The organism is Natronorubrum tibetense GA33, from assembly GCF_000383975.1.
Taxonomy (GTDB): Archaea; Halobacteriota; Halobacteria; order Halobacteriales; family Natrialbaceae; genus Natronorubrum; species Natronorubrum tibetense.
Genome location: NZ_KB913017.1, coordinates 920,307 through 940,129 on the forward strand (window position 1 = coordinate 920,307; position 19,823 = coordinate 940,129).

Here is a 19,823-nt window from a genome sequence, read left to right on the forward strand (position 1 = left end):
CGTTTCTCGGAGAGCGCCGAAACAGAACGATTATTAACACTGCAAAGAAGACGATTAAATCAACAAATATGCAACGTTATACGGGCACGACGTTCATTAAACCAATACTTATTCGATGAGTCGCTGGAAATACTTCTTCAAACGGGTCCTCCTCTCGATTCCGGTCCTGTTTCTGGCACTCACGTTCATTTTCGTGTTGCTGCGGATGGGGCCAGTGGATCCGGTCGCAGCGAGACTCGGCCCCGAAGCGACCGGTGCCGAAGCCGAACAGATGCGCGAACGACTCGGTCTCAACGACCCGCTCTGGGAGCAGTACATCGACTTCACCACCAGTTACCTGACGTTCGACTTCGGCCAGTCGTGGGTCGTCTACTCCGGCTACGAGGTGACGGCAATCCTGTCGTGGACCGCCCCGCCGACCCTCTGGCTCGGGTTCTGGGCCATCCTCCTTCCGCTGTTTATCGGGATCCCGCTCGGCTTCTATGCCGGCTTGCGGCCCAACACGGGCGGTGACTACGTCGCATCGGTCGCCGGTATCCTCTGGCAAGCGATGCCGAACTTCTGGCTCTGCATCATGCTGCTTGCCGTCCTCCGACAGACGCAGGGCAACGAGTGGTTCGACTGGTACGCGGTCGGATACGACAGCGTCACGGGAACGCCCAACCTTGGGTTTTTCAACGTGAGCGCTATCGATGTCGGCCTCACCTCGATTCCGTTCGTAACTGGAATCGACTGGGGGATACTCGGAGCGGACATCAAACTCATCCTCCCGGCCGCACTGGTACTCGGCTCCGCATCGATGGCCGCTGAGATGCGCATCGGTCGAACGGCCATCCTCGAGACGATCAACTCGAACTACGTCGTGACGGCCAAGGCGAAAGGGCTCAAAGACCGAGTAATTATCTGGAAACACGTCTTCAGGAACGCGATGATCCCGCTGGTACCTGTCATCACTAACGAGGCGTTCTTGTTGATCGGCGGCTCGGTGGTCGTCGAACAAATCTTCAACATCAACGGTATCGGCCGGACGTTCTTCCGCGCGATGATCGACGCTGACCTTCCGTTGGCCGGTGCGTTGTTGTTCATTTTCACCGTGATCATCATTCTACTGAACATCTTCCAGGACTTGCTCTACACGATTATCGATCCACGAGTGGGGTACGACAAATGAGCAACGCTGATACAGAGACAACTATTGCGGGCGATTCGAACGACGAAGAGACCTCGCTTCGCCAGCGCATCGAGGACGATCCGCGTCCAGCGATGCGCTGGCTCGGCGTGGCCGCAGTGCTCGTCGTCCTCGAGTTCGGCCGGATCATGGACGGAGCCCTCACGCTCGGTTCGGCGGTCTCGTTCGTCCTCGGTGGGTTCGTTCGCGCACCCGGCTGGGTCGGCGGCAACATCGGTGGCGTAATATCGCCGATCGCCGCCGCCATCGTCAGTGATATCTTCCTATTCGTCTTCTTCCTGGGCGTCTCGGCGCTGGCGACAAAATATCTCCTTCCGTGGTCGATCGCCGACGCCGTCGACACCCGCATCAGTCGGCACACGATCGTCCAACTCGAGCGGGTCGCGTTGGCCGCTTTCCTCACAGCCTTTGCGCTCCTCGCCATGTACACGCCGCTGGGAGCGATAATCAGGGCTGCGCTCGCGGCGCCGTTCGAAGCACTGTCGTCGCTTCCGACCATCACCAGCCGCGAACTGATCTCGAATCAGGGTCACAGAACGCCTGACGGCGGCTGGGAAGGAACGTTCCTCGGTCTTTCACCCGCTGTCGCGTGGGCGATTCGGGTCGTGCTCGTCTACGCCTACGCGTTCGCGGCCGTCGCTTGGGTTTGGAATGGGTACAACGTTTACCGGGAACACTACCGGCAGGCCGACTGGACCCCCCGAGACGACACGTTCCGGCGTGTCCGGAATCACTACTGGGGGATGTTCGGCATCATCGTCGTGTTGTTATTCATCGTCACAGCGCTGTGGGCGCCGGCCATCGGTCCGGCGACCGCCGAAGAGAACATTTACTCGACGTATCAACACGAGGTTGAGTATCTATCCGACGACGGAACCGTAGAGACGGCACTGGTTGGGGAAGCGAACCTCGACTCGCGGTCTAACGGACAGAATACGGTCGGACCGTTGAGCTACGACGAGTACGACCGCTGGGCACCGCTCGGGACGACGCCGAATGGGCAAGATATGCTGACAAACATCGCATACGGTGCACAGACGTCGCTGATCATCGGACTCCTTGCGATCGGGATCGGCGGGACCATCGCGGTCACGCTGTCGCTGCTGACCGCCTACTACAAAGGACTTGTCGACATCATGACCGTCATCGCAAGCGATACGATCATTTCGATTCCGGCGTTCCTGCTCGTGATGATGATCTCCGTACTGTTCAATCAGGGTGATCACTTCCTCGCCGAGCCAATGGACGGCGCGATACTACTCGGACTGGTCTTCGCGTTCGTCTACTGGCCCGGCATGTGGCGTTCGATCCGCGGCCCCTCGCTACAGGTCGCCGAAGAGGAGTGGGTCGACGCCGCAAAGAGCTATGGACAGACCCCAGCGAACACGATGCGCAAACACATGGCACCGTACATCGCCGGTTACATCATGATCTACGGCTCGCTGCTGCTTGGCGGCGTAATCATCTTCACCGCCGCCCTCTCGTTCCTTGGTCTCGGCATCGGCGCCCCGACACCGGAATGGGGCCGACTCATCAGCGACGGACAGTACTACGTCTCGTCGTCCTCGTGGCACGTCGCGACGATCCCCGGCCTGATGATCGTCCTCGTCGTCACGGCGTTTAACGCTCTCGGGGACGGTCTTCGCGACGCGATCGATCCGGAGGCCGACACCGGCGGGAAAGACGACACCAACGCTGCTGCGGCTGGAGGTGGTGGCTAATGTCTCTGCAACAATCTCACTCAGAACGGTCGGCCGATCGAGACGCACCAATTATCGAGGTCCGAAACCTTCAGACGGCCTTCTTTACCGAGAAGGAGACGATCCGGGCCGTCGACGGAATCTCGTTCGACATTCGAGCCGGCGAGACGGTCGGAATCGTCGGCGAGAGCGGATCCGGCAAGAGCGTCACGGCCCGGTCGATCATGCGGCTGGTCGACTCACCCGGGCACATTCTCGAGGGGAGCAGCGTCCGATACAATCACCTCGAGGCCGTCCGCGAGTACGCGGATACGTTCGGCGCTCGAACGGTCGATCTCAGTGACCTCGAGCGCCAGTACGACCCGGCCGAACTAGTATCCCGGGGCGAGGTCGACATCGTTCCGGCCGAGCTCGGCTACGAAGACGCGAGTGAGGTCTCGCTCGCGGATATTGTCGCGGCTGGCTACGTCGACGATCTCGGTATCGTCGACGAGGGCGATTGCGTGTTCGTCAGGTACGACGACCCCGACAATCCTGAGACGATCACCGACGGTTTCGTCGAAATCACACGCCTCAGCGGTGAGGCGGAGCGAAAGATGCGTGGTGGACGAATCGCGATGGTGTTTCAGGATCCGCTCACTAGCCTCAATCCCGTGTATACCGTCGGCAATCAGATCAAGGAATCGCTGCGCCTGCACCAGGGACTAACCGGGAGCGAGGCGACCCAAGAGGCCGCAGAACTCCTCGAGGCTGTCGGTATTTCGGACGCCCGTCGGCGGGTCAACGAGTACCCTCACCAGTTCTCCGGCGGCATGCGCCAGCGGGCCGTCATCGCGATGACCCTCGCTTGCGATCCGGACCTGCTGATCTGTGACGAGCCGACGACGGCACTGGACGTGACGATTCAGGCACAGATCCTCGAGTTACTCGAGGACCTCCAGCGGGAACGGGACCTGTCGATGATGTTCATCACTCACGACATGGGCGTCATCGCCGAAATCGCGCATCGGGTCAACGTCATGTACGCCGGACAGGTCGTCGAGACTGCCGACGTCGAGGACCTCTTCACTCAGCCGGAACACCCCTATACAAGAGGGCTTCTCCGGTCGATTCCCGGGCAGCAGTCCGACGATCGGCTCGAGACCATCGAAGGGAACGTTCCGACGCCGAACGCGCCGGCGACGTCCTGTCGGTTCGCACCGCGGTGTCCGGAGGCGTTCGACGCCTGCGAGCAGGTCAACCCGGTCCCGGTTCCGGTCGACGACGAGCGGGACAATCACACGGCAGCCTGTCTCCTCTGTCCGAAACACCGTTCGGCCGAGAAGGCGGTGAGAGTGCATCAACAGCGAAGCGCCAGACACGACGGTGGTGAGAGCCAATGAGCCAGGAAGTCGGTCAAGACACGACGGGATTCGAGACGGACGCATCGGCCGGTCCGACCAGTGACGTCATGGTCGAAGTCGAGGACCTGAAGACGTACTACGACGACGGCGGGCTCCTGAGCAACACGCCGGTCAAGGCCGTCGACGGGGTCACGTTCGACATCCGCCGCGGTGAGACGCTCGGGCTCGTCGGCGAGTCCGGCTGCGGGAAGACGACCCTGGGGCGGACGCTCCTGCAACTCGAGGAGGCGACCGCCGGCGAAATCCGGTTCGACGATACGGACGTTACGAAACTTGACGGCGATGAAATCCAGACGTGGCGCAAAAACGCCCAAATTGTGTTTCAGGACCCCGACTCGAGTCTCAACGATCGGATGACGATCGGTGAAATCGTCCGCGAGCCGTTGGACGTCCACGACTGGGAGACCTCCCGCGCGAGGCGACAGCGTGTCAAGGAACTGCTCGATACCGTTGGCCTCCAACGCGAGCACTACTATCGATATCCCCACCAGTTCTCCGGCGGCCAGCGCCAGCGGATCAGCATCGCCCGGACCCTCGCGCTTGAACCGGACTTCGTTGTCCTCGACGAGCCGGTCTCGGCGCTCGACGTCTCCGTCCAGGCCGAAATCATCAATCTGCTCGAGGACCTACAGAACGAGTTCGGACTGACCTACCTGTTCATCGCCCACGATCTCTCGGTCGTCAGGCATCTGTGTGACCGAGTGGCAGTGATGTATCTCGGTAATATCATGGAGATCGGTCCGACCGAAGAGCTGTTTACGAATCCGGCGAACCCCTATACGCACGCATTGCTGTCGGCGATTCCCAGGCCGGATCCGACCGTCGAACGCAATCGGATCATGCTCCACGGGACGCCGCCGAACCCGCGGTATCCGCCGTCGGGCTGTCCGTTCAGCACTCGCTGTCCGGCCCGGATCCGTCCGGAGGAATACCGCGGTCTCGACGACGCCCTCTGGACGCGCCTCATCACCCTCAGAGGCCTGATCAATGAGCGAAAGCGGGCGGAGTTGTCGATCCGAGAGCGAGTCAAATCGAAACTCGGCGGGAGCACGCGCTTCGGAACGGTCGAGGAGATCTACGACGAACTGTTTGGCGACCTCAAGGTCCCCTCGTCGGTCCAGCCGGTCCTAGACGAGATCGCAACCCATCTCCGGGGTCGGGACGAAGACGGCGCGCTGGCAGTCTTCGACGAGGAGTTCGGCGGCGTCTGCGAGCGTGAGTCGCCCGATTATCAGACTGTCTCCGAGACCGGGCAACAGACCCTGTGTCACCGTCACACGGGCGATTACGAGTCTCCCGAGACCGTCCTCGACCGACGTCACGGATGACGATGGAAGGCCTGTTCGGTGAGCGGTTGCGGATCATCGCGCGAAGCGCGACGGACGCGCTCACGTACGTGCTCGTAGTGACTGCCAGCGCTGCCGTCGCCGCCGTCGTGCTGGCCGTTGCGACCGGTGGCGGACTTGTCCGTGCGAAGCATCTGTTGTTCTTGGGTGGATGGCTACTGCTGGCGTACGCGACGGTTCGACTCTGGCCAACCTCCCCCGACGACCTCGAGTCGGAGCCGAACCAGCGAACGCCGGGTGAATCGGTTCCCAAAGTGCGGGATTCGACCCGGTTCCAGCGACTCGTCCGACGTCTTCCGCCCCGCAGATGGGTTCGGTCACCGCGACCGCGCTACCGGATCACGGTCTCGAGCAAACTGTTTCTGAGTGCCGTTTCGATCCTAGTGGTGTCGTTCCTGTTGGAGACCGTCTTCGGCGTCGGTTAAGCGGGATGGTCGCTCCGAAAAGCCTACCCGGATCCCCCCTCGACGATGGTGCATGAGTGACGATTCCGAGACAGCGACCCCCGACGCCCCGCAGACGATGGCCTGGAAACGAACCCTCGAGGAGATGGAGGTCATCGCCGACGACCGACGAAGCAACGGCTGGGAGGTCCTTCCGGTCATCGCTGCTCACACGGACACCGTGAGTCGCGATATGGGTGAGGACGAAAAGTTCGGCCTCGTCCACGTCATCCCCGGCAACTACGCCGACGACCTGCGCAAAACGTACGACGCAGACGAGTTCACCGAATACCTCGCCTACGGTCGAGATGTGGCGAACTCGATGTTCGTCGTCACCGAGTTCATCGACGCGGCGACCGAGCGGTCGATACTGGTCGCCAGCCGATACGACATGGCACACCCCAGCGCCCGAAAAATGGCCGCATCAGTCGAGAGCGAGGGCGTGTTGAATACCTACTTTAAGAAGATCGACGGGACCATCCTCGGAACGTTCGAACACGAAGAGTACGAACCGCTGATCGAGAAGCCGGCCCCATAGCGGTCTCGGTGCCTCTCACGGAGCGATGGCGCTCACGATAGTCTGATAGTTCGCTCCGTACACCATCGTGGCCGATCGGATAGTAGCCATTGCAAGTCAGTACACACCTGATCGCCAGACGAGTCGACGATCAGTGTGTAAACCTTACCGTTGTTACTATCCTCCCAGGGCGAGCACGAACGCAATACCGGCGAACGGGTGGACCTTCACCGTTCCGGCCCCAAGCCCGATGACGGCTCGAGTCGACGGGCGGGCAAGTGGTTTCGAACGACTGTTGGAGCGGTGACGCCAACAGTTCCCGTTCGACTCCCGCATTCCCCGCCCGGTCAACGAGTCGCTCTCATTTCGTCCGACCTGGCGTCGTCCGCCAGTTTCGCCCCCCAGACGGAGACACATTTCAAATACAACATTAACTAACCGACAATATATTAATTCATGATTAGATATTGTATTAATTGTGGGAGTATATCTGACTCCTACAATTCACAAATCCTTGTTTGTTTCTTCCACTAATGTTGGCCTCCATTCGACAAATATGGTTACAAATGAACTCCTTTTATACTATATAGGGTTTAAAGTATGCACTACTGCACACGGTAGTACTTGCCTTAGAGTAAAACCATACATATTTATATCTTCGAACTACACCAAATATCCATGGTCAGGAATACCAAACAATCACGGTCATCGATTAAGCGACGACGAGTTCTCCAAGGGATTGGTGCAGCAGGCGCAATCAGTATTTCCGGGTGTCTCGGCGGCGACGACAGCGATGCGCCGTTTGACATTCAACTCGAGGTTAACTCGGACAACGACGACCGCGTGCAGATGGTCGAACTGATCGCCTCGTCGCTCGAGGAGTCCGGATATTTCAATACGGAAATCGAGGACTACGAGTGGAACAACTACATCGCTCGGGTCATGGATCCCGCATACGCAGAAGACGGCTACGTGCCGTGTATCGGCCTCTCGGGAACGTTCAACCCGGAGAGTTTCTGTCAGGCACTCCACCACAGCGAAAACCACGGCCAGTGTTGTAACCTAAACGGGATCGACGACCCCGAACTCGACGACATGCTGGACGACGCGCGATACGGTGTCGACGTCGTCGAAGACCCCGACCTCCGTCGCGAACGGTACGACGAGATCTGGGAGCGACTCGCCGAGGAGCGATACAGTTCCATCACGCACTTCGATCTCGACGCCGCCGTCATGAACACCGACGTTCACGGGTTCAACATGTTCCCGTTCAGCGAGAGCATCTTCGACTACGGGCTGTTCTCCCCACAGGACGAGCAGGTCATGTGGATGGACGAGGACGCCCACCCGGACGACACCGACCTGTCGGACCTCCAGGAAGGCGGCACGCTCCGAATCGGTGCCGCGGAGAACCCCGACTCGTTCGACCCGCCGTACAGCACTGACACGACCTCGACGATGGCGCAGGTCTTCGTCTTCGAGCAGTTGCTCACGAGCGACCGGGACGGCAACCTCTACCCGTGGCTCGCCGAGAGCTACGAACTCGTCGACACGCAGGACATCGATCGGACCGACTACGAGGAGTACATGACCGAAGTCGACGTCGACGAGGAAGGTGCGCTCGACACCGACGAACAAGTCATTGTCCAACACCCCGAGGACGATCCGGCAGACGGTTCCGTCCGCGTGCTGACGCCCGACGAGGCCGCTGCCGCCGTCGACGACGGCGTTTTCGGCATGCAGTTCCGCTACGAAATCCGTGAGGGCGTCGAGTTCCACAACGGCGAGGAGCTGACGGCCGAACACGTCGTCGCAACCGTCGAGCGCTACGAGGGATCGGACCTCTCCGCACAGACGTTCGACTCGCTGCTTCACGCCCGGGAAGTCGACGAGTACACCGTCGACCTGTACGCACAGATTCCCGACGCGGAGGCGGAACGCGAACTGCCGGGACTGTACATCCACTCGCTGGAACAGGCTGACCTCGAGGGCGGCGACCTCGACCCCCGCGAAGACAACGACCCGATCGGCACCGGTCCGTACGTGTTCGAGGAGATCTCGGACGAACAGTACTTCGAGTACTCCCGCAACGAGGACTACTGGGTCAGCGAACTGGGCGTCGAACAGATCGACTGGTTCGACGGATCGTCCGAGTTCCCAGATGGGCCCGTTATCGACGAACTCGAAGTGGAAGTCGTCCCGGACAACTCGACCCGATCCGGTGCCCTCCAGAGCGACGAGATCGACATCACCTACGGCCTCACCACGGACGACCTGGACGGCTACGACGACTCGGACGACTACGTCGTCGAATCCATCGAGGCGGGCGGCTACGAATACATCCAGTACCCGATGCACGTCGAACCGTGGGACGACGACCGACTCCGACGCGCCGTCAACCTCCTCGTTCCACGAGAGTCGATCGTCGAAAACGTTCTCAACGGCTGGGCACGTCCAGCGTGGACGGACATTCCCGAACTCGCCGAAGAGAACGGAACCGCAGACGCCGCCGCCCTCGAGGACAAAATCCGACCGTACAACGAGTACGACCCCGAACGCGCCGAAGAACTGCTCGAGGAAGTTATCGAAGACCACGACCTCGACTAGGTCGAAAGCGATAGCTCCTTGACGTTTGCCTGTTCAAACCGGTACACTGACAAGTCGTCGATTACCATGATGCTATACAATTTGACATTCGCATGAGCTTACGACGTTTCATACTGAAGCGGATACTATCGATCATCCCGATTCTGTTCGGTGTCTCGCTAATTACGTTTGCACTCGTTCACCTCACACCTGGCGATCCGGTCGATCAGATGGTTGGGGTAAACCCGCACGTGACGCCGAGCGACGAGGCACAGCTCCGGGCCCGTTACGGGCTCGACCGACCACTGTGGGAGCAGTACGGAGTCTGGATGAGCAACGTACTAACGGGGGATTTCGGTCAGGTTTACAGCAACGGCCGAGACGTCTCGGCAGTCATCATGATGCGCCTCCCCGAAACGATCGCACTCGGTATCTTCGGCTGGGCCTTCGGCCTCATAATCGCGATCCCAACCGGGATCTACGCGGCCGTCAAGAAGGGGGAACTCGCCGACGACGCGAGCCGATTTATCGCCCTTTCGGGAATCTCGATCCCGAACTTCTGGCTCGGTCTGATGCTGATACTGATCGGAGCAATCACGCTCGGCCTCTGGCCCGTGCTTCCGCCCTCTCGACAGCCACTCTATCACCCCCACATGTTGTGGTACCTAGTATTGCCGGGGATCACGATCGGGACGGCCGCCGCGGCCAGCATTATGCGCGTCATGCGCACCTCGATGGCTGAAGAGCTGAACAAGGAGTACGTGACCGCTGCTCGAGCCAAGGGACTTCCCGAGCGAACGGTGATACTCAAGCACGTCCTTCGTAACTCCCTCATCTCGGTGGTGACGCTCGCGGCTACCCTGACCGCGAGTATCGTCGCCGGATCGGTCGTCGTCGAGGTCGTGTTCAACTGGCCGGGACTCGGCAGAGAATTAATCGGCGCGATCAACGAGCGAGAGATCAACCTCATCATGGCGATCACGCTCTTTACGGGCGTGTTCATCATTATCGCGAACCTGATCGCCGATATCCTGTACGCGGTACTCGATCCGAGGATCAGATATGACTAACGAGAGAGCAACATCTACGGAACGTGGTCGAATACGGATCTCCGGATTCGATCCCGAGCGTGTAACCGAACGAGAGCCGCTGTCGGACTGGACCGAAGACACCGGTGGCGAGACGCAGAGTCGATGGAAACGGGCATTCGTCCGGTTCAAGCGGAACCGAACGGCATTGATCGGCCTCTCCGTCGTCACCCTATTGACGCTGCTGACGGTGTTCGCACGTCCGATCGTGGTCATGGGAGTCACGGTACAACCGTTCGGCCTCGCGCCGCACGACCCCGGGACGATCTTGTACATGCAGGACCCATCGATCAGTACCTGGGACTCCCCGTCGTGGGCCCACCCGATGGGCGTCGACGGCAATGGCCGTGATATATTCTCCCGCGTGCTCTACGGCGGACGATACAGTATTTCGATCGGCTTCGTCGTGGTCGCACTCACCGCGAGTTTCGGACTTATTTACGGCGCCATCTCGGGCTACTACGGCGGCTGGACCGACGAGATCATGATGCGCGTCGTCGACACGATCTACGCGTTCCCCGGTCTCATCCTCGCCCTGATCGTCGTCGCGACGCTCGGCCGTGGCTACTGGCAACTCGTACTCGCGTTTTCGCTGTTCGGCTGGGTTACCTACGGCCGTCTCATTCGCGGCGAAGTCCTGAAGATCAAAGAAAACGAGTACGTGATGGCGGCAAAAGCCCTCGGTGCGCGAGATCGATCGATCATCTTCAGACACATCGCGCCGAACGCGATGCCGCCGCTAATCGTCCTCGCATCGCTCAATATCGGCACCGTCGTTATCGGTGTCGCCGCACTCGGTTTCCTCGGACTCGGTATGCCGCCCGGATCGGCCGAGTGGGGTACCATGCTCGACCAGACTCGCGACACGCTCATCCAGCCACCCGGCGGATCGATCCCCTGGTGGGCGACAGTGTATCCCGGTGCAGCGATCTTCCTGTTCGTGATGGCCATGAACATGATCGGTGACGGAATCAACGATGCACTCGACGCACAGGAAACCGGTGTCGAACAGCAGGGAGGTGCATAATGACGCTACTCGAAATAAACGATCTCACGGTCAAGTTCTACACGCAGGAGGGAGTCGTTACCGCGGTCGACGAACTCTCTTACAGCATCGAACGCGGTGAAAAGTTCGGCGTCGTCGGCGAGAGCGGGGCTGGAAAGAGTGTCACCGCACTCTCGCTGATGCGCCTCATCGACAGTCCCGGACAGATCGAAAGCGGCGAGATCCTGTTCAAAGGCGAAGACCTCCTCGAGATGAGCAAATCGGAGATGCAGCGCATCCGGGGCAACGAGATCGCGATGGTCTTCCAGGACGCCCAGACCGCACTGAACCCGGTTTATCCCGTCGGCGAACAGATCGCCGAGGCGATCAGACATCACCTCGACTACGACGATCAGGAGGCTCGCGAACGGACCATTCAGTTACTGGATCGGGTCGGGATTCCGGAGGCAGAAGCCCGATACGACGACTATCCCCACGAGTTCTCCGGCGGCATGCAACAGCGCGCGATCATCGCGATGGCGCTGTCGTGCGACCCCGACCTGTTGGTCTGTGACGAGCCGACGACCGCACTCGACGTGACGATCGAGGCCCAGATCCTGGACGAACTCGAGGCGCTGGCCGACGACTTCGACACGGCGATCCAGCTTATCACCCACGACCTCGGTGTCGTCGCTCAGGTTTGCGATCGCGTGATGGTGATGTACGCGGGAACGCCGGTGGAAAAGGCCTCCGTCGAGGAACTCTACTACGATCCGAAACACCCCTACACCGTCGGACTGATGAGTTCGATTCCGCGGGTCGGCGACGACCGGGAACGGCTCCAGACCATCCCCGGAACGATGCCCGACCTCGTGGAACTCCCACCAGGGTGTAGCTTCCACCCGCGCTGTCCGTACGCCGAAGAGTGTTGTACCCGGAAGGATCCGCCGTTGCTCGATCCGGAAACCGGTGCCTCGGCGACCAGCGACACGGAACATTCTGCCGCGTGTCTCGAGTACACCGGCGATCTCACCGGCGGCCTCGACTACGAGGTCACGGTCGACGAATCGGTACTCGAAGACGAAGCGCAGTACGCCGGACGTGATCACAATGTCTAAGCGAGACGAACCGATCCTGCGAACGGAGGGTCTGACGAAGTACTACGACACGAGCGGCGGCTTCATCGACAGTCTGCTCGGCCACGGCCAACAGGTAAAGGCAGTCGACGGTATCGACCTCGAACTACTCGAGGGCGAGACCCTCGGCGTGGTCGGCGAGAGTGGCTGTGGAAAAACCACCCTCGGCCGAACCCTGCTGCAACTGATCGAGCCGACCGACGGATCGGTCTACTACCGAGGGCACACCGACTCGGACGGCGACGAAATCGATCTGGCCGAGTGTTCGAGTTCGGAACTCCGTGACCTTCGTACCGACCTTCAGTACATCTTCCAGGATCCGTTCTCGAGTCTCAACCCGCGACTGACCGTCGGTGACATCATCGGCGAGCCCCTCGACATTCACGACATCGCCGAGGGCGAGGAACGGACGGAGCGCATCTACGAACTCCTCGAGACCGTCGGCTTGAACCCGAGCCACACCCACCGATACCCACACGAGTTCTCCGGCGGCCAGCGCCAGCGGATCGGGATCGCACGTGCGCTCGCGGTCGATCCGGAAATCATCGTCTGCGACGAACCGGTGAGTGCACTCGACGTTTCGGTCCAGGCCCAGATCCTCAATCTGCTCGAGGACTTACAGGAGGAGTTCGGCCTGTCGTACATCTTCATCGCCCACGATCTGAGCGTCGTCGAACACATCTCTGACCGGATTGCCGTCATGTATCTCGGCGAGTTCGCCGAGGTCGGCACCACCGAAGAGGTGTTTTCGCCGCCCCATCATCCGTACACGGAGGCGCTGCTCTCGGCGATTCCCGAACCGGACCCGCTCTGGGAGGGCGACCAAATCTTCCTCTCCGGGACGGTCCCCTCGCCGATCGATCCACCGTCGGGCTGTCGATTCCACACTCGGTGTCCCAGCGTCATCCAGCCGGCGGAGTACGACCTCGAGCAGCCGGTTTGGCGATCCATCATGGATCTGAAACTGCGGGTCAAGGATGCCGAATCGGTCGATTCGATCGTCGTCCTCGAGAACGACGACGGGACCGACGACGAACCGGTCCGAGTGGGCGACCTGTCTCGAGACGAGTTCGGCGCCCAGCTCAGGGCGGAGTTCGACCTGCCGCGACCGATCGCGGACCCCGACGCCGAGCGAACGCTCTCGACGGTAATCGACGACCTCGTCGCCGGGGAGCTCGACGACGCCCGAACGGCCCTCGAAGACGCGTTCACCTCGCCCTGTGAGGTCCACGACCCAGAACAGGTCCCCACCGGGAAGACCCACCGAATATCGTGTCTGCTCTACGACGAGCGATACGACGACGAACGGACGAGATTCGGTGGCCCGAGCGACGCCGTCGCCGACGACTGATCGTCTCGACGGCCGGCCCGCGAACTGAACGTTTTTGTGCTCCCAACTCTAGAACCAGCCAATGCGCCGGATCTACGAATCTGGAGCCATTCGCCGCGACGAAGGTCCCTTCAGTCCGTCCGAAAAGGACACCGAACGCCGCATCGAAGCGATGCGATCGATAAACTCGAGCAAACTGAGTCGACTCCTCTTACCGAACGGGCTGAGTCGTCGTGCGATCTCGATCGACGTCTCGACGCCTCGAGACGAGTATCCGCTCGACGTCGCGATTCCGTTTCGGGTGACGATGCGAAACTCGATGCCGTTTCCGATCACGATTCCGACGCGGTCGCCGCTGTTGTGGACCTGGGACATCGACGGCATGACGGATGCGGCACACGTTCCGCTCCACGACCCGCCGGACGAAACCGACTCGCTGGTGTTCGATCGCGGCGAGCGAAAGCAGTTCACGAAGCGGTGGCAGCAACTGTTTCGCGTCTCCGACAGCGAGTGGGAGCCCGCCGAACCCGGCGAGTACACGATCGGTGCCGAACTCAACGTGGAGAACGCAGTCGAGAAGGGGCTTCGCGGCGAGACGACGGTTCGTCTCGATCCGGAGACGGACGCGTAAGGAAGCGAGGTGCAGACCGGTCGTTCGCGACGCTATCGTACCCAGGACCGAGGCTCGGCCTCAATCGCCGGGTCGTAACGGTGACAGCACACCGAGTGACCCGGTTCGCGTTCCGTATCCGTCGGCGTTTGTCGCTCACAAACGGTCGGAACCGTCTCGCTGAGACGGTCACGAGCGGCCTGCAGATCTCCCGTGATCAGCGCCGATATCGCCTCGTTGACACCTCGATCAACGGTTTCGTCCTGCAGTGTCGCGGGGAGATCGAACCGGTCTCGAACCGTCGCGTCATCGAGTTCGCCATCGGCCGTTTCGACGGCGATCGATTCGGGCAACTCGCCAGCCTGGAGGGTGAAGCGAAACGCGACGACCACCATCCACTGGTCCCAGGGAAGTTCCACGCTCTCCGGCGGAACAATCTCCGGACAGCGCGTGTGAAACCGACAGCCCGACGGCGGGTCGGCGGGATCCGGCACGGTGTCGGTTAGCGGCCGTTCGAACTGCTGGTCCGTCGGGTCGAGACTCGGGACGGAGCCGAGCAGCAGCCGCGTGTACGGGTGTGCAGGGAACTCGAGGACGTTCTCGATCGGTCCGCGTTCGACGACTTCGCCGAGATACATCACGGCGACGCGGTCACAGAACCGGCGGACGACGTCGATATCGTGGCTGATGAACAGGATAGAGATGTCGAACTCCCGTCGAACGTCGTCGAGCAGTGCGAGGACGTCCGACTGGACTCGGCCGTCAAGCGCGCTCGTCGGCTCGTCTGCGACGATCAGATCCGGGTTGAGGACGAGCGCCCGCGCGATCGAGAGTCGCTGTTTTTCGCCGCCGGAAAACTCGTGCGGATAGCGATCCGCATCCGGCGCCGACAGTCCGACTCGCTCGAGGAGATCTTCGACGATCGCTCGGCGGCGGTCAGCATCCGTCATCCCGTGGAGCAAGAGCGGCTCGGCGACCGCCTCGCCAATCGTCATTCGCGGGTTGAACGCCTCGTTCGGGTCCTGGACGACGAGTTGGGCTCGGCGGCGGAACGCTTGGAGCGCCGCGCCCGACAGCTCGCTCACGGGCTCCCCGTCGAACCTGATTTCACCACCGGTCGGCTCCTCGAGTCCGAGGACGGAGTGTGCGGTCGTGGTCTTGCCGCTGCCCGATTCGCCGACGAGGCCGAACGTTTCACCCCGTGTGATATCGAAACTCACGCCGTCGACAGCCCGGACGCGACCGACCTCGCGTCTGAGCAGCCCTTTCGTGATCGGGTAATGAACGTCGAGGGCCTCGACCTCGAGCAACGGTGGGGCATTTGACTCCGTCTCCGTTTCGCCATCCTGCCGACCCTCCTCGTTGGAACCGGTCTCCGGCCCGATCATTTTTGCCCCTCCGAGAGCAGCCGCATATCCTGCCAATCGTCTAGGATCGGTTCCGGATTACCCCCGGGTCCGAAGTGGACGCACGAGACGGCGTGGTGTTCCCGCTCGTCGACGGCGGCGAACGTCGGCTGGTCGGAACCGGCACACCCGTCGACGGCGTGTGGACACTCGGCTCTGAACCGACAGCCGTCGGTCGGAATCTCCCCTCGAGCCGAGCGATTCGCCCGTCGCGAGAGGCCGTCGTAACTATCGAGCAGCGCCTGCGTATAGGGATGAGACGGCTGGCTGAGAAGCTGTTCGGTCGTGGCGCGTTCGACGATTGTGCCGCCGAACATCACCAGTACCCGGTCCGCGAGCGCGGCGACGACGCGCAGATCGTGCGTGATACAGAGGATCGACATGCCGTCGTCGGTCAGTTGCTGGAGCAGTTCGATCAACCGGGCCTGGACGGTGACGTCGACGGCCGTCGTCGGTTCGTCGGCGATCAACAGGTCGGGATCGGCTGCCAGTGCGATCGCGATCGCGATCCGCTGGCGCTGGCCGCCGGAGAACTCGTGTGGATAGTCGTCGATCCGCGCGGACGCTCGCGGGATGCCGACCGCTCGGAACCGCTCGATGGCACGCTCGCGGGCGGCCGCGTCGGAGATCTCCTCGTGGATCGCGATCGCCTCGACGAACTGGTCGCCGACCGTACAGACGGGATCCAGTGCACTCTGTGGGTTCTGAAAGACGTGTGCGATGCGGTCGCCGCGGATCGAACGAAGCGCCGACTCGTCCGCGTCGAGGAGTCTGTGGCCGTCGAACTCAACCGTCCCGTCGACTATTTTGGCCGGCGGCTGCTGGATGATTCCGGTCAGCGATTCGCACGTGACGCTCTTGCCGCTGCCGGATTCGCCGACGAGACACACCGTCTCACCACGGTCGACGGTGAAACTCACGCCGTCGACGGCGTGGACGGTCTCGCGCTCGGTTCGAATTCGCGTTCGAAGGTTCTCGACGGTCAGGAGCGGCGTCGCTCCGGACCGATCGTCTGCCGTCGTCGTGGAGTCGTGTTCTGTCGTCATCGATCGTGTTCAGTGGTTGCGACGCGGGTCGAGCGCATCTCGGAGCCCGTCGCCGACGAGTTTGAGCGAGACGACCGTCAGCGTGAGTGCGACCGCGGGGAACGTCGAGACCCACCAGATTTCGTGAGGCTCCATCACGAGACCGACGCCGGTCATCGCTGGGTCGAGTCCCTCCTGAATCGTCGACCCCCACGAGTAGAGCTCGAGGTGGTGAAAGCCGAGGAACGCGACGCCGGCTTCGACGAGGACCAGCAGTGCGAGGAGGTGGAAGATTGCCGGGACGAGCGTATTCGTAATGTTCGGGACGATGTGTCGTTTCGCGACATAAGACGGCGAGGCACCGAGACTTCGAGCGACGAGCACGTGGCCGTCTTCCCGTCGCTGGAGCGTCTCGCTTCTGACGAGTCGGGCGATACCGCCCCAGCTAAACAGCCCGAACATGACTAACAATAACAGCAGCGAAACGTTCCAGTACATGTACCCGATAAAAAAGACGACAACCGCAGGAATGCAGAGTTGCACGTCGACGTAGCTCATCAGCAGATCGTCGACGCGTCCGCCACGGAACCCTGAAACGATCCCGACGGTCGCAGCGAGTGGGACGACGAACGCGGCCGTAAAGACCAGCACGTACAGCGTCGTCTGTGCGCCTTCGATGATGAGGTGTCCCATCGGGTGCCCGCGATGGTTCGTTCCGAGCGGGTACGTCATCGTTCCGTCACAGTGGCGAGTGATTCCCTCGCCGTCGGTCACCTCGCCGAGACACTCGGCGCTCCACGACGCCTCCGCGGTAAACCCGTACGGTGCGTGAAACCGGTGTTGAAACATGAGCTCCGGAGAGCCGACGACGGCCGGGCCGACAACGGCGACGAGCGAGAGAATGCCGAGAAAGACGGCCCCAACAGCGTGGGCTGGCCGAGAGACAAGCCGATACAGCACACGTCGGGTCAGCTCGCGCCGTCGGACGGCGGGAACGACTACTACCGAAGTCAGCACGACGACGCCGAGTAAGATCACCCAGTCGATACGCCCGAAGTAAACGCCGAGCGGAGCCATGTCGACCAGTTGGAAGAGGTAGAGACCTACGAGAAACACTACTCCTACGAAGAACACCGCTCTGGTCGGCGTAACGAACCGCCTCGAGTGACCGACTTCGTTCCAGTCGACCTGTTCGAAGCGGTGGGGTCCGGGAGACGCTCCCATAGGGGGACGACCAAAATATAGACTATCGTGTAATAAATCTATCCATAGGAGGACGGTTTCGGCTCAATGTATAGAAGCGATACGTTTTTTATCTGATCGTTGGTACGGGTTGGCAATGCTCCCCACCCCCCGCTTCGGTACAGCACGTATCCGGGCCCGGACGGGGGCCGATCGTCGATTGCGATCGTGCACGACGCGGAACCTGCATGAACGGTCCCCCAAAACACCGACGTCACAGGTGGCCGATTCGACCGGGAAAACCGCCACAGTGTGGTGGTCGACGTGAACTTCGTTCGAATCATCGTCAAGCGGGTCTTCATGGGACTCGTCGCCGCGTGGGCCGTGTTGACCGCGGTCTTCGCGGCGTTCACCATGAGCCGAGACTGGGTCGAAGAGACGATCGAAGGGGCGATGCGATTCCGCGGGGCCGACGAACAGGAGGTCGAGAACTCGATCGACGAGTATCTGGCGACACACGGCTTCGATCGCCCGCTCTGGGAACAGTACCTCGACTGGATGGGGAACATGCTGACCCTCGAGTGGGGGGATTCGTTCTTTCTCGCCGCGGGCGAAGACGCGGAAGCGTCGTTTTACACGACCGGCGAACCGGTCTTTCCGATGGTCATGGATTCCGTCGTTCGAACGGCGATGTACGTTCTCCCCGCGGTCGTGATCGCGGTCGTGCTTGGGATTTGCATCGGTCTCTACGCAGCCATGAACCCCGACAGTCGCCTCGCCGAATCGGGACTGAATACGGCGTACCTCTGCTTTGCGCTGCCGAACTTCTGGATCGGCGGGATGTTGCTCTCGCTCGCCGCGGGCGGCGTGATCCCCGACTCGGCGGTGCTTTTCGATCACGTCCTTCCCATCGCACTGACCGCAACGACGCTGTTGGGCGGCTACGTGAGCTACTCGCGTGCACACTCGCTCGAGTACGCCGCTGCGGAGTTCGTGACGCTCGTCAAGGCGAAGGGGGCAGGCAGAGTGCGGATCGCGAGACACATCGTCCGGAACTCGGCGATTCCGCTGTTCTCGATGCTGTTTACCGAAGCGCTGGCGTTGCTCGTCCTCGCGGTGTTCGTGATCGAGTCGCTGTTTGGAATCGACGGCTTCGGGGCGCTCCTGTTCAACGCGGTCCACGTACGGGACTTGCCGGTCGTTCTCGGCTGTACGCTGGTCATCATCGCGGTCGGCATCGTCGGAAACATCGTCCAAGATCTGGCCTACAACAGTCTCGATCCGCGCGTCGATACCGGCCGTCGGTGATCGGCTACCGACGTCTCGCCGCCAGGGCTCGATACCGTCGTCCTCGCCGCCGATCTCTTTCGGATCGAACTCGACAACGGCGCCTCGCAGTCGGCACACTCGAGCGCGAGCACTGCGTACGATCGACAGCACGAGTCGATCGACGAGTACCGCAAGTCGAGAGAACAGATCCTCTCGATTGGAAATCCATACAAACGACCGCGTCTCTCCTCGATACCGTCACACTACGGCGGTGGGAAATGAGAGGTCGATTTGAACCACGCCGTCACCCTCGCTCCGCTCGGGTGCCGTCTGGTTCAAACTCCCACCGTGCTATGGATGGCGCTCACGAATTTGTTCGCGCGAAAACATAGCGGGAGGTCGATTTGAACCACGCCGACTTCGGTCGCTTCGCTCCCTCGTCGTCTACTTCAAATCTACTCTAAACCATTTTCGACGCTCACGTCACTCATCACTCCGTTCTTCGTTATTGTTCGCGTCGAAAAGTAGCGGGAGGTAGATTTGAACCACGCCGTCACCCTCGCTACACTCGGGTGCCGTCTGGTCCAAACTCCCACCGTGCTATACTT

16 protein-coding genes are annotated in these 19,823 nt (G+C 61.1%); 13 read left to right on the top strand and 3 right to left on the bottom strand.

The genetic code is table 11. The annotated features are described in order from the left end of the window. The first annotated feature begins 115 nt into the window (after positions 1–115). From NATTI_RS0104820 to NATTI_RS0104875, 12 genes are all read left to right on the top strand, one after another. Positions 116–1,171 (top strand): ABC transporter permease, encoded by a 1,056-nt coding sequence (locus NATTI_RS0104820; RefSeq protein WP_006089180.1) that lies wholly within the window; start codon positions 116–118, stop codon positions 1,169–1,171. Next, complete coding sequence (locus tag NATTI_RS0104825; RefSeq protein WP_006089179.1) at positions 1,168–2,910, top strand: ABC transporter permease; 1,743 nt, start codon at positions 1,168–1,170, stop codon at positions 2,908–2,910. The genes NATTI_RS0104820 and NATTI_RS0104825 overlap by 4 nt, the downstream gene beginning before the upstream one ends. Continuing rightward, a complete protein-coding gene (locus NATTI_RS0104830) occupies positions 2,910–4,271 on the top strand; it encodes an ABC transporter ATP-binding protein (RefSeq protein WP_006089178.1) in 1,362 nt (453 codons plus the stop codon). The genes NATTI_RS0104825 and NATTI_RS0104830 overlap by 1 nt, the downstream gene beginning before the upstream one ends. After that, a complete protein-coding gene (locus NATTI_RS0104835; protein WP_006089177.1) occupies positions 4,268–5,620 on the top strand; it encodes an ABC transporter ATP-binding protein in 1,353 nt (450 codons plus the stop codon). Before NATTI_RS0104830 ends, NATTI_RS0104835 begins: the two co-directional genes overlap by 4 nt. Further along, positions 5,617–6,063, top strand: coding sequence for a DUF7555 family protein (locus NATTI_RS0104840; RefSeq protein ID WP_006089176.1), 447 nt, complete (start codon positions 5,617–5,619; stop codon positions 6,061–6,063). Before NATTI_RS0104835 ends, NATTI_RS0104840 begins: the two co-directional genes overlap by 4 nt. Positions 6,064–6,115: 52 nt before the next feature. Continuing rightward, complete coding sequence (locus tag NATTI_RS0104845; RefSeq protein ID WP_006089175.1) at positions 6,116–6,619, top strand: DUF7529 family protein; 504 nt, start codon at positions 6,116–6,118, stop codon at positions 6,617–6,619. A 657-nt stretch (positions 6,620–7,276) separates the two neighbouring features. Further along, entirely contained in the window at positions 7,277–9,205 is a 1,929-nt protein-coding gene (locus tag NATTI_RS0104850; protein WP_006089174.1) for an ABC transporter substrate-binding protein, read from the top strand. 92 nt (positions 9,206–9,297) lie between these two features. Continuing rightward, a complete protein-coding gene (locus tag NATTI_RS0104855) occupies positions 9,298–10,254 on the top strand; it encodes an ABC transporter permease (RefSeq protein ID WP_019991644.1) in 957 nt (318 codons plus the stop codon). Next, positions 10,247–11,299: an ABC transporter permease gene (locus NATTI_RS0104860; protein WP_006089172.1), complete on the top strand. Its 1,053-nt coding sequence runs from the start codon at positions 10,247–10,249 to the stop codon at positions 11,297–11,299. The genes NATTI_RS0104855 and NATTI_RS0104860 overlap by 8 nt, the downstream gene beginning before the upstream one ends. Beyond that, positions 11,299–12,375 (top strand): ABC transporter ATP-binding protein, encoded by a 1,077-nt coding sequence (locus tag NATTI_RS0104865; protein ID WP_006089171.1) that lies wholly within the window; start codon positions 11,299–11,301, stop codon positions 12,373–12,375. The genes NATTI_RS0104860 and NATTI_RS0104865 overlap by 1 nt, the downstream gene beginning before the upstream one ends. Further along, the gene (locus tag NATTI_RS0104870; protein ID WP_006089170.1) at positions 12,368–13,744 is read left to right on the top strand and encodes an ABC transporter ATP-binding protein; all 1,377 of its coding nucleotides are present in this window, start codon (positions 12,368–12,370) and stop codon (positions 13,742–13,744) included. The genes NATTI_RS0104865 and NATTI_RS0104870 overlap by 8 nt, the downstream gene beginning before the upstream one ends. Before the next feature lie 61 nt (positions 13,745–13,805). Further along, complete coding sequence (locus tag NATTI_RS0104875; protein WP_006089169.1) at positions 13,806–14,354, top strand: hypothetical protein; 549 nt, start codon at positions 13,806–13,808, stop codon at positions 14,352–14,354. A gap of 32 nt (positions 14,355–14,386) precedes the next feature. Here the strand turns inward: NATTI_RS0104875 and NATTI_RS0104880 are convergent, their stop codons facing one another. From NATTI_RS0104880 to NATTI_RS0104890, 3 genes are read right to left on the bottom strand one after another with little or no spacing between them, the layout of a single operon-like run. Beyond that, positions 14,387–15,721, bottom strand: coding sequence for an ABC transporter ATP-binding protein (locus NATTI_RS0104880; RefSeq protein ID WP_006089168.1), 1,335 nt, complete (start codon positions 15,719–15,721; stop codon positions 14,387–14,389). After that, the gene (locus NATTI_RS0104885) at positions 15,718–16,785 is read right to left on the bottom strand and encodes an ABC transporter ATP-binding protein (protein ID WP_006089167.1); all 1,068 of its coding nucleotides are present in this window, start codon (positions 16,783–16,785) and stop codon (positions 15,718–15,720) included. The genes NATTI_RS0104880 and NATTI_RS0104885 overlap by 4 nt, the downstream gene beginning before the upstream one ends. A gap of 9 nt (positions 16,786–16,794) precedes the next feature. Beyond that, positions 16,795–17,988 (bottom strand): ABC transporter permease, encoded by a 1,194-nt coding sequence (locus NATTI_RS0104890; RefSeq protein ID WP_006089166.1) that lies wholly within the window; start codon positions 17,986–17,988, stop codon positions 16,795–16,797. A gap of 273 nt (positions 17,989–18,261) precedes the next feature. Between NATTI_RS0104890 and NATTI_RS0104895 the strand changes: the two genes are divergently transcribed. After that, the gene (locus NATTI_RS0104895) at positions 18,262–19,254 is read left to right on the top strand and encodes an ABC transporter permease (RefSeq protein ID WP_006089165.1); all 993 of its coding nucleotides are present in this window, start codon (positions 18,262–18,264) and stop codon (positions 19,252–19,254) included. Positions 19,255–19,823 lie beyond the last annotated feature (569 nt).

What these genes read in the sequence shown, in the direction of transcription:
- NATTI_RS0104885 (WP_006089167.1), bottom strand. Translation starts at nt 16,785, where the DNA reads ATGACGACAGAACACGACTCCACGACGACGGCAGACGATCGGTCCGGA.
- NATTI_RS0104850 (WP_006089174.1), top strand. Translation starts at nt 7,277, where the DNA reads ATGGTCAGGAATACCAAACAATCACGGTCATCGATTAAGCGACGACGA.
- NATTI_RS0104870 (WP_006089170.1), top strand. Translation starts at nt 12,368, where the DNA reads ATGTCTAAGCGAGACGAACCGATCCTGCGAACGGAGGGTCTGACGAAG.
- NATTI_RS0104835 (WP_006089177.1), top strand. Translation starts at nt 4,268, where the DNA reads ATGAGCCAGGAAGTCGGTCAAGACACGACGGGATTCGAGACGGACGCA.
- NATTI_RS0104890 (WP_006089166.1), bottom strand. Translation starts at nt 17,988, where the DNA reads ATGGGAGCGTCTCCCGGACCCCACCGCTTCGAACAGGTCGACTGGAAC.
- NATTI_RS0104840 (WP_006089176.1), top strand. Translation starts at nt 5,617, where the DNA reads ATGACGATGGAAGGCCTGTTCGGTGAGCGGTTGCGGATCATCGCGCGA.
- NATTI_RS0104845 (WP_006089175.1), top strand. Translation starts at nt 6,116, where the DNA reads ATGAGTGACGATTCCGAGACAGCGACCCCCGACGCCCCGCAGACGATG.
- NATTI_RS0104820 (WP_006089180.1), top strand. Translation starts at nt 116, where the DNA reads ATGAGTCGCTGGAAATACTTCTTCAAACGGGTCCTCCTCTCGATTCCG.
- NATTI_RS0104860 (WP_006089172.1), top strand. Translation starts at nt 10,247, where the DNA reads ATGACTAACGAGAGAGCAACATCTACGGAACGTGGTCGAATACGGATC.
- NATTI_RS0104830 (WP_006089178.1), top strand. Translation starts at nt 2,910, where the DNA reads ATGTCTCTGCAACAATCTCACTCAGAACGGTCGGCCGATCGAGACGCA.
- NATTI_RS0104875 (WP_006089169.1), top strand. Translation starts at nt 13,806, where the DNA reads ATGCGCCGGATCTACGAATCTGGAGCCATTCGCCGCGACGAAGGTCCC.
- NATTI_RS0104865 (WP_006089171.1), top strand. Translation starts at nt 11,299, where the DNA reads ATGACGCTACTCGAAATAAACGATCTCACGGTCAAGTTCTACACGCAG.
- NATTI_RS0104855 (WP_019991644.1), top strand. Translation starts at nt 9,298, where the DNA reads ATGAGCTTACGACGTTTCATACTGAAGCGGATACTATCGATCATCCCG.
- NATTI_RS0104825 (WP_006089179.1), top strand. Translation starts at nt 1,168, where the DNA reads ATGAGCAACGCTGATACAGAGACAACTATTGCGGGCGATTCGAACGAC.
- NATTI_RS0104880 (WP_006089168.1), bottom strand. Translation starts at nt 15,721, where the DNA reads ATGATCGGGCCGGAGACCGGTTCCAACGAGGAGGGTCGGCAGGATGGC.